This is a genomic window from Sphingobium sp. LMC3-1-1.1 (assembly GCF_040676285.1).
Classification (GTDB): domain Bacteria; phylum Pseudomonadota; class Alphaproteobacteria; order Sphingomonadales; family Sphingomonadaceae; genus Sphingobium.
Genome location: NZ_JBEGHQ010000085.1, coordinates 1 through 255 on the forward strand (window position 1 = coordinate 1; position 255 = coordinate 255).

Sequence of the window (255 nt, forward strand, 5' to 3'; positions counted from 1 at the left end):
ATTGCACCCGCCGCGCGCTCTGCATGAGCACGCTGGCGATGATCTGGAGGCTGTTGGCAACGCGATGCTGGAGTTCCTTGAGCAGGATCGCCTTCTCGCGCAGCAGGTCATCCTTGAGTTTTTCGCTAATGCGCGCTTCGGTCACGTCGGAGATGGTCAGGAGCAGGCGAACCTGTTCGGTGTCGCCATAGTCGAGCTTCTGGGCATTGAGCATCAGCCGCCGTGGAGCGGCACCGCCCTTGAGGTCCATTTCAT

Annotated in this window: 1 protein-coding gene; it reads right to left on the reverse strand. The window is 60.4% G+C overall.

Annotated features, from left to right (window positions below; translation table 11 throughout):
- Positions 1–255: histidine kinase dimerization/phosphoacceptor domain -containing protein (locus MRBLMC3_RS22165; RefSeq protein WP_363832426.1), on the reverse strand; the 255-nt coding region annotated here is incomplete at both ends.